The sequence below is a fragment of the Streptomyces sp. NPDC054840 genome (genome assembly GCF_053611065.1).
Window position 1 is genome coordinate 1 of sequence record NZ_JBSGZP010000294.1, and the last position, 8,599, is coordinate 8,599.

At 74.7% G+C, this 8,599-nt stretch carries 5 protein-coding genes and 1 pseudogene; 1 reads left to right on the forward strand and 5 read right to left on the reverse strand.

What is annotated here, in order from left to right:
• The first annotated feature begins 174 nt into the window (after window positions 1-174).
• The gene (locus ACWGIU_RS20945) at window positions 175-891 is read left to right on the forward strand and encodes a hypothetical protein (RefSeq protein ID WP_453707923.1); all 717 of its coding nucleotides are present in this window, start codon (window positions 175-177) and stop codon (window positions 889-891) included.
• Window positions 892-1,341: 450 nt separating this feature from the next.
• On the opposite strand, the gene fxsT is transcribed toward ACWGIU_RS20945, so the two are convergent.
• The 5 genes and pseudogenes from fxsT to ACWGIU_RS20970 form a co-directional block, all read right to left on the reverse strand.
• Window positions 1,342-4,365 carry an FxSxx-COOH system tetratricopeptide repeat protein gene (fxsT, locus tag ACWGIU_RS20950; RefSeq protein WP_453707925.1) on the reverse strand — a complete coding sequence of 1,008 codons (3,024 nt, stop codon included), beginning with the start codon at window positions 4,363-4,365 and terminating at the stop codon, window positions 1,342-1,344.
• Window positions 4,366-4,428: 63 nt separating this feature from the next.
• Window positions 4,429-5,685 carry an aKG-HExxH-type peptide beta-hydroxylase gene (locus ACWGIU_RS20955; RefSeq protein ID WP_453707927.1) on the reverse strand — a complete coding sequence of 419 codons (1,257 nt, stop codon included), beginning with the start codon at window positions 5,683-5,685 and terminating at the stop codon, window positions 4,429-4,431.
• Window positions 5,682-7,154 carry an FxsB family cyclophane-forming radical SAM/SPASM peptide maturase gene (locus ACWGIU_RS20960; RefSeq protein WP_453707929.1) on the reverse strand — a complete coding sequence of 491 codons (1,473 nt, stop codon included), beginning with the start codon at window positions 7,152-7,154 and terminating at the stop codon, window positions 5,682-5,684. The genes ACWGIU_RS20955 and ACWGIU_RS20960 overlap by 4 nt, the downstream gene beginning before the upstream one ends.
• 137 nt (window positions 7,155-7,291) lie before the next feature.
• Entirely contained in the window at window positions 7,292-7,486 is a 195-nt protein-coding gene (gene fxsA, locus ACWGIU_RS20965; RefSeq protein ID WP_453707931.1) for an FxSxx-COOH cyclophane-containing RiPP peptide, read from the reverse strand.
• Window positions 7,487-7,598: 112 nt separating this feature from the next.
• Window positions 7,599-8,599 (reverse strand): annotated as a pseudogene (locus ACWGIU_RS20970) (SAV_2336 N-terminal domain-related protein); the annotation flags it as partial.

Sequence of the window (8,599 nt, forward strand, 5' to 3'; positions counted from 1 at the left end):
GCCTTCCGGCGTCTCGCCCCGGGCCGGCCGATGATCTTACGGATCCGTGACGCCACCCCCTGGGGACGCCCCCAAGTCCCCATCCGCCTCCAGCGTGTTCGTACATCCCCGAGTGCGACAGGTCGGCACAAGCCGCACCCGAGGAACCCGCAACGTCACTGGAAGGCAGAAAAGATGACGGTCGAGACGCTCCCCCTCTGCGCTTACCCGGAGTGCACGAACCATCCCGAGGCGCCGACGGCCGACAACCCCGCACCCCGCTACTGCGCTCACCCCGACCACAACGCACTGGGTGCGTTCCGCACGTTCCGTGCCAAGCGCCAGCAGCGCAAGGACGAGAAACGCCAGGCGGCCGAGGCCAAGAAGGCGGCCAAGGCGGCCGGCGCCCCCGTGGATCACACGACGCAAGCCACCATGTGGACCGCCGGGGAAGCCGCGCCGGAGGGCAAGGACGCCTCAGGCACCCGCGAGGACCTCGTGGCGCTCATCTCCCAGCTGGCCACGGACCTGCCCGGCTACATCGAGGAACTGGCGATCATCACGGACTCGGCCGCCGCCGAGGCGCGCATCCGGACCGCGACCAGGGCCGCGGACCGTCGGACCCTGGACGCCGAGCAGCGCACCGCGCTGGCGGAGGAGGCCGCGGACCTCGCCCTCGCCCAACTGGACGTGGCCAAGCACCGGTTCCAGGAGGAGACCGAGAAGGTCCGCCAGGAGACCGCGCAGCAGGTGGCCGACGTGGAGTTCGTACGTGCCGAGCTGGAGCGCTACCGCGAGCGGGTCGCCCAGCTGGAGGAGCGTCTCGACACGGTGCGCGAGGAGGCCGACGCGGCCCGCCGCGAGCGCGGCGAGCTTGCGCTGCGGGCCGAACAGCACCAGTGCAAGGTCTGACGACCGACTGCCTCGCGCCTGGCGTACTCAGGGGAGGAACGTCACTGCCTGTAAGGCCGGGGAAGGCGCTTCGAGCAGGCGCCCCCGCCGGCCCCGCAGGTGCGACCAGAACGCGGCGACCTCGAGACCCGTGGCCCGGGTGAATGCGGCGGACATCATCATGAACGGCCGGTCCTGGTCGCCGGCCGGCGGCGGGTCCATCTGCACTAGCGGTCTGGTGCGCTTCCCCCGACCCGGGGGGCCGCTCCCGTGGGCCCGCCTCGGGAAGGGCCCCGCCCCGGCGCCGAGGGAGGCGGGTGGGCAGCCGCCGAGCGGGGGCGGTGGGGCCGCGGGGGTGAAGTCCCCGTGCGTGGGTCCCGTACCGGGCCCGCCGCACGGCGGCCCCGCCCGGGTGGTCCCGTACTGTGCCCGCGCGCTACGAAGCCGCCCGCGCGGGGCTTCGTACGCCCCCTACGGCTGGGGTTCGAAGTCCCAGTACGGCCTGGTCTGTTGCTTCGCCGAGATCGTGTGGACGTGCTGCGCGCCCAGCGTGCGGGTCAGGCCCTTGATGCCCGCGTCCTCGTGTTTCGCCGCCTCCTCGTGTTCCCGTACCGACCGGAGGTCCGCCGCCAGGGCGATCTGGGCGCTCAGGGACATCGGGTGGTCCGGGCCCAGCACCTGTTCGGCCGTGCGCAGCGTCTCCCGGCTCAGGTCCAGCGCGTCCTCCAGCCGCCCGGTGATGTTCCGGTGCCCGGTGGCGTTCAGGGCGCAGCCGAGCGTCCAGGGGTGCCGGTCGCCGAGTGCGCCGCGCATGCCCACCAGCGCCTGCTCGGCGAGGGAGAGGGCTGCCCTGCGTTCGCCCTGGGCCCGCAGGACGAGGCCGAGGTTGCCGACCGTGCCGATGCTGTACGGGTGGGCGAGGCCGAGCTGGGACTGGTAGCCGCGGACCACGTCCTCGGAGATCCGGCGGGCCTCGCCGACGTCCCCGTACTCCCTGAGGTAGGTGGCGTAGTCGGAGGCGACCATCAGGGTCCACGGGTAGTCCGCCCCGAACACCCTGGTGGCCCGCTCCCACACGGTCCGCAGCCGCAGGCCCGCGCCGGGGATGTCGCCGGATCGGCGCAGGCACATCCCGAGGTTGTGCTCGGCGCGCAGGGTCTGCGGGTGTTCCAGGCCCAGCACCTGCGTGTTGATCTTCACGCCCTGTTCCTGCCGGGTCTGGGCCTCGTGGTAGCGGCCCATCAGCCGCAGGCCCATGGCGCAGGCGATCCCGGAGGAGAGGGTGGAGATGTGGTGGGTTCTCAGGACCCGTTCGCGGCGGCGCAGGGTGTCCAGGTCGAGGTCGTAGGCGTCCTGGTAGCGGCCGAGGAGGCGGTAGGTGGCGGCCAGGTTGTTCTGGGCGGCGAGGGTGGTGGAGTCGTCCTCGCCGAGGAGTTCGCGGTAGGTCGCCAGGCAGTGCTCGAAGATCTGACGGGCCGGTTCGAAGCGGGCGATGCACAGCAGGACCCCGCCGTACGAGCTGGTGGCGCGCAGGGTTTCCAGGTCACGGTCGCCGCGTTCCCCCGCGAGCCGGTCGGCGCGGGCGCGGGTCAGGGTCTCGGCGCGCCGGAACAGGCCGAGGTTGCGGAGGGCTTCGCCGTACTGGTAGCTGAGTTCGCGGACCTTGGGGTGGTCCTCGCCGAGCAGGGCCCGCCAGATCAGGTCGGTCTCTTCGGAGAGCCGCAGGCAGGTGCGGTACTCGCCGGCGAGGATCAGGTAGCGCAGGCAGTGCAGCAGGAAGTTCTGGATGCGCGGGTTGCTGCTGGTGAGCACCCCGGAGGTGGCCAGGTGCGGGATGAGTTCGGCGTACCGGGGCCACAGACGGGAGTCGGAGGGCCGGCCGGGGTCGGCGGCGGCCAGGACCTGGCGTACGGCACGTGCCAGCGGTTCGGCCTCCCCTTCGGAGAGGTCCTCGCGCACGATGCCGTGAACCATGCGGTGCAGCTGTACGGTCTCCAGCCCGCCGCCGCCCTCCTCCACGGCCAGGTCGGAGTACTCCAGCCGGACGACGGAGAACTGGACGAGCTTGTTGAGGGCGGCGTTCCACCGGATCTGGTCGTTGATCAGCCCGGCGAGCTGTTCGGGCACGTCGTCCGCGGGGAATTCGCGCAGCAGGCGCAGCGGCACCGGGCCGGGGGCGAAGAAGACGAACAGCCTGAGCAGGGCGAGGGCGTCGGGGAAGTTCTCCCGGACGTTGTTGAGCAGTATGGCGAGGGCGGTGGGGAAGGGCAGCGGGTAGTCCTCGGAGACCGTGACGGCCTCGCGGGAGTCCATCCGGCGCCGGAGCAGGACGAGGTAGTCGCCGACCGGCAGCGGGGAGTCGGCGAGCCAGCCCGCCGTCTGGTCGAGGGCGAGCGGGTAGTCCTCCAGGGCCTCGGCGAGCTGGTCGGCCTCGTGGGCGGTCAGACGAAGGGCCCGACGGCGGATGAAGGTGATCGATTCGGGGCGGGCGTAGAGCGGGACCTCGACGAGGCTGGTGTGCCGGGCGGCCCATTCGCGGTTGCGTGAGGTGATGATGACATCGCCCGCGCCGGAGGGCAGCAGGTCGATCAGGTCGTCCGGGTTGTCGCAGCCGTCGAAGACCACCAGCCAGCGGCCGTACGGGTTTCCGCGCCGCAGCGCTTCGAGGACGGCCCGGATCTGCTCGCCGTAGCTGCCCGCCCCGCGCGGCAGCCCGAGCGCGGGGGCCAGGTCGGCGAGGCGTTCGCGCAGGGTGGGCCGGTCCTCGGCGGGGACCCACCACACCACGTCGTACTCGGAGGCGAAGCGGTAGGCGTACTCGGTGGCGACCTGGGTCTTGCCCACGCCGGAGAGCCCGAGAAGGGTGACGGTGGACGCGCCGGGCGGGGCTTCGGTCAGCGCCTCGCGCAGGGTGCCGATGACGTCGTTGCGGCCGGTGAAACGCGGGTTGCGGCGCGGGACGCGGCCCCAGATCTCCGGTGGGTCGTTGGGGAACCGCGGGCCGCGGCGGCCGGTCTCGGTGCCGATCCGGTCGGTGGGCAGCTCCAGGCGGCGCAGTACGCGGTACTCGGCCTCGTACGCGTCCAGGCCCCACAGATCGGTCTTCTCCAGTACGGCGACGGCGCTGGGCAGCGGGGCGTCGGTGAGGCAGACCGCCGCGAACCGGTCGGGGTGGCGGTCGGTGACGGCGCGCAGGGCGGTGTTCCACTGCTCGTCGGTGTGGGTGCCGGCGGAGAAGTAGCGCTCGCTGAGGACGAGGAGGACCCGGCTGCCGGAGCGGGCCAGGTCGTCGAGGGCCTGGTCGATGCCGGAGCTGTTCTGCGGGTCCCAGCGTTGGAGTGCGACGCGGTGGCCGTGCTCCTCCAGGCGGTACGCGATCCACACGGCCCAGGGGCGGTTGAATCCCGCGAAGCTGATGACGAATCGCTGCGGCTGGGGCGGCTGGGGCGGCTGCTGCGCCGCCGGTTCACGGTCCTGGCGACTACCGGTGGTCATCGGGCCGTCTCCCTGGAATCCGGGCGGTGGACGGGCTTGAAAGGTACCGCAGCGGACGGTCCGTCAGCCTTGTGCGAACGGGGCGAGTTCGGGATGTGCCTCGCACCAGGCGCGGCGTTCACGGTCGACGGCCCGGCGGGCCGCGGTGTGCTGGTCGCCGGGCGGCGGCAGGTCGTCCATGGCGCGTTCGGCGGCCCCCATCGCGTCGGTGAACTCCCGTCCGGCGGCGGTCAGTGACTCGTGCGCCCGCAGGGTGGGCAGGACGGCTGCCACCTGGGCGCGGATACGGGCGTGCTGGGCCCAGGCGCCGCGGGCCCCGTAGAGGGCGGCGCGCTGCCAGTACCCGGCGAGGGCGAGGTGGGCGTAGGCGCCCTGCAGCAGGCCCTCCAGGGGGCGCGGGTCGCTGCGCCAGGGGGCCCAGTGGCGGGCCGTGTGGTCGGCGGTGTGCAGGGTCAGGACGTCGGTGAGGGCCGTCAGTTTGCCGTGCTGGACCTCGTGGACGAGGGTCGCGGCGAGCGCGGGCGGGGCCTGTGCGCGGGCCAGTACGGAGCCTGCGGCCGCGGGGAGGGTGGCGCCGCTGGAGCGGGAGCCGCCGGCCAGCGGTACGACGGAGCGCAGCAGTTGGACGGTCTCCTGCGCGCGGATGGTGTCGTAGCGCTGGAGCAGGGTGAGCGCGCCGGACCACTGGGTGTCCCACCGCTTGTGTCCCTTGGGGGTGAGCCGGCGGGCGGGGCGCACCGGGGCGGGCTGCGCGGGGCCGGGTGCCCGGTAGGGGTCGAGGTCGTCGAGGGCGGTCCGGCCGCCGGGCAGGGCGTGCAGGGGCACGGTGGCGGGGTCGTCGGGGTCCCAGGAGTGTTCGGAGAGGGCGAGCGGGCCGGGGCGGTCCGGGCGCAGCAGTCCGAGGGTGGGCAGGACCAGCCGGCCGTGCAGGGGGCGCAGGGTGTGGCTGAAGGGGATCCCGGCGCGCAGCGCAGCGGCGACGGCGAGGGCCCCGAGGTGTCCGAGGTCGGGCGGGGGCCCGCAGGGGGCGTGCAGCCGGCGCAGGGTCTCCTCGGCCCACACCCCGGTGGCGGGGTAGTGCAGTACGTCGCGCACGGCGCCCGCGTCGCGGCGCTCGGCCTCCTCCAGCAGGGCCCAGTGGTCGGCGGTCTCCCCGGAGCGGCCCTTGGGGGCGGCGTCGAGGACCGCGCGCAGCAGGAGCAGGCGTTTGGATCGGCGTACGTCGCGGACCAGGCGGGTGCCCTCCATGGAGGGCTCGGTGGAGGCGAGGGCGCGCAGGGTGGGCGAGGAGACGGTGAAGGCCGTGAGGGCGTCGGTCATGAGGCGACCGCCGGGGGGTGGACGGCGGGGGCTTCGGCGGCGGGAGCTCGGGTGGCCGGGGGGTGGACGGCCGGGGCTTCGGCGGCGGGGGCTCGGATGGCGGGGGCTTCGGTGATTGCGGCTTCGGCGGCGGTCCGGGTGGTCTGCGCGGCCCGTTGGACGGCGGCGGCGATGTGCCGGATCAGCCGCTGGAGGTCGGCGCAGTACACGGACGGCCGGCGGAAGCCCTCGTCGGCGCGGTAGCGGTGCGGGTAGTGCCCTCCACCGCACACGTCGACCAGCTCGCATGCGCGGCACCGGGCGGCGAGCGCTTCCCGGCCGAGCTGGCGGGCGGCGAGTCCGGGGTGGTCGAGGAACTGGTCGAAGCTGTGGGTGTCGAGGGTCATCCCGGTCGCGGCGGCCCCCTCGTACGCGGATTTCAGTGAGTCGGCCTGTTCGATGGAACCGTCGGTCTCGATCACGGCGGTGGCGGCGGGCGTGAGCCCGAGGGTCTCGGTGGCGGTGGGCAGGCCGAGCAACAGGGCGATGATCTCCTCGAAGAGCCGGATCCGGGTGCGCCGTACGCCGTCGTGCCACCAGCGCTCGAAGACGGCGAGGAGCCAGTCCGCGTACGGGGTCCGGCCCGGAAGGTGGCCGGGGGGCGGGGCGCTCCAGTTCGCGAGCGGCAGGAGCAGCCCGATGCTGGGCGGGGCGAAGGCGAGCAGGGACTCGTAGGTCTCCACCGGGTCCTGGTCGAGATCGACGACGCAGAGCACCCCGGCGTAGCTCTGCGGATGGCGGGCCAGCAGCCGCAGGCCGCGGGCGGCGGACGCGAAGCCGGGCCGTCCGGCGTGGTCCACCCGGCGGGTGTTGTGCGCGGGCAGCCCGCCGTCGAGGCTGACGCCGACCCGGATCCCGGCGGCGGCCAGCGCGGCGAGGCGGCCGCGGGTGAGCAGGGTGCCGTTGGTCTGGACGGTGGCGGTGACCCGGGTGCGCGGGGCGGCCCCGGCCACGGCGGCCCGTACGGCCTCGACGGGCGCGGCCAGTTGGGCGGGTGCGGAGAGCAGCGGTTCGCCGCCGTGCAGGACGAGGTCGATCCGGGGCAGGTCGTGGGCGGCGGCGTGCTCGGCGATCCGCTGCGCGGCGCGGGCGATGGTGGCGGGGGTCATCGCGGGCGGCTGGTCGCGCCAGCCCTGGTCGGCCATCTCGTAGACGTAGCAGTAGGTGCAGGCGAGGTTGCAGCGGCTGCGGGTCTTGAGGACGAACTGCCGTATCGGGTGGGGCCGGTGACCGGCGGCCCGCGCGGCGGCCACGTCGAGCCGGGTGTAGGGCCAGGGCGCGTGCCGGGCGTGGCGCAGCTGCTGGGCGGCCGCCGCGTCGGCGGGCGGGGCGGGGTCGGGGCCGGCGGGCGGGGCGGAACCGGCGGGCGGGGTGGGGTCGGGGCCGCCGGGTGCGGGCAGCGGGGTTCCGCTCGTGACCGCTCGCCGCATCCCCGCACCTCCCTCCCCCATGACAACCGCCCGGAGACACCCCGGCGGACGGTCCATCCCTGCCCTGGGGACGGTCCCGGCTAACGGCGGAAAGTGGTCAACTCGGTTTCAAGGTAGGACGGATCAGGCATGCGGGATCAGGCCACGCTGGAGTCGAAGGCGTTGAGGATCTCCGCGGGATGGGTCACCCGCTCGACCATGCCCTCGATCACCCCGGCCAGCACGGGATGGTCGATCCCGCGCAGCGCCGCCAGGTCCAGCCCGGAGAGATCCGGCAGCCGCCCCGGACATCCCGGGGACGTCGCCTCCACTTCCTGCTGCTTCGTCACCATGTGCCGCCGGGCCCCCTGTCGCGTCGCACACCGGATGGTCCACTTCCTTTTCCCGTCCCCCGGTCCGTGGAAACAGCCGTCCCCGGCCCGGGCCGCGCCCTCGGCGCGGGCGTCAGAGCCCGGACTCCAGGGCCGTGATCCGGGCGCGGACCGCCTCCGAGCGCCCTGCGGCGCCCTCGCGGGTCCGCGTCCACAGCTCCAGCGCCGACCGGTAGGCGTCCAGGGCCGCCCGGGGCCGGGCGAGGCGTTCCAGCACGTCCCCGCGCAACTGCTGTACGCGGGCGGCCAGCTGGACGGCCGTGTCCTCGCGGTCCTCCACGTCCGCCTCCAGGGCGGCCCGCCAGGCCCGCCGGTAGGAGTCCGCCGCCCGGTCGAGACGTTCCAGCGCCCGGGTGTGGCCGTGGATCTCCTGCTGGACGTCGCCATGATCCCGCCAGACGCGGGCCTGTTCCAGCGGGTCGCGGCTGTGCCGGACGGCCAGCTCCAGCAGGTACTCGGCCTCCCGCAGGTCCACCGGGTCGCCCTCGTAGCTGTGCCGCAGCCGGAGCCCGGTGGCCAGCCGCAGCAGCCGGCGGGCCGCACCGGGGTCGGACTGCGGGACCGCGGCCCGGCTCTCGCGCAGGACGCGTACGGCGGCCCCGGTGAACCGCCGCCCGTCGGTGGCCCGGGCCCGGTCCAGGAGTACGTCGCCCCACTCGGGCAGGAGTTCCCCGAAGGCCTCCGCGTCGCGGGGGATCAGCCGCCGGGCCCGGCCGTACGCCTCGGCCGCGTCCTCCAGGGCCGCCGGGTCGGCGTCCCGCGCGTATCGCTCCCGGTGCACGCGCGCCAGGCACACCAGGGCGGCCACCCGTAGCTCCGGGTCGCCGCCCGCCTCCGCCAGGGCCGCCTCCAGCTGCCCGGCGGCCTCCTCCAGTCGGCCGGGGAGGTGGCGCAGCGCGTCGGCGAGCTCCACCCGTACGGGGGCGGCGCCCGGGCCGGTGCGGCCGGGGGCGGCGGGCGTGGCGGTCAGGGCCGCGGCCAGCCGGGCCGCGGCCTGTTCGGCCAGGGCCGTGCGCTCGGCGGGGTCCGGGGTGCGGGGCAGCAGGGCCAGCAGGACGCGGCCCAGGGCCAGGT

Bases quoted from the DNA above. Each gene is read 5' to 3' on its own strand.
- fxsA (WP_453707931.1), bottom strand. From the start codon at position 7,486: ATGGTGACGAAGCAGCAGGAAGTGGAGGCGACGTCCCCGGGATGTCCG.
- ACWGIU_RS20955 (WP_453707927.1), bottom strand. From the start codon at position 5,685: ATGACCGACGCCCTCACGGCCTTCACCGTCTCCTCGCCCACCCTGCGC.
- fxsT (WP_453707925.1), bottom strand. From the start codon at position 4,365: ATGACCACCGGTAGTCGCCAGGACCGTGAACCGGCGGCGCAGCAGCCG.
- ACWGIU_RS20945 (WP_453707923.1), top strand. From the start codon at position 175: ATGACGGTCGAGACGCTCCCCCTCTGCGCTTACCCGGAGTGCACGAAC.
- ACWGIU_RS20960 (WP_453707929.1), bottom strand. From the start codon at position 7,154: ATGCGGCGAGCGGTCACGAGCGGAACCCCGCTGCCCGCACCCGGCGGC.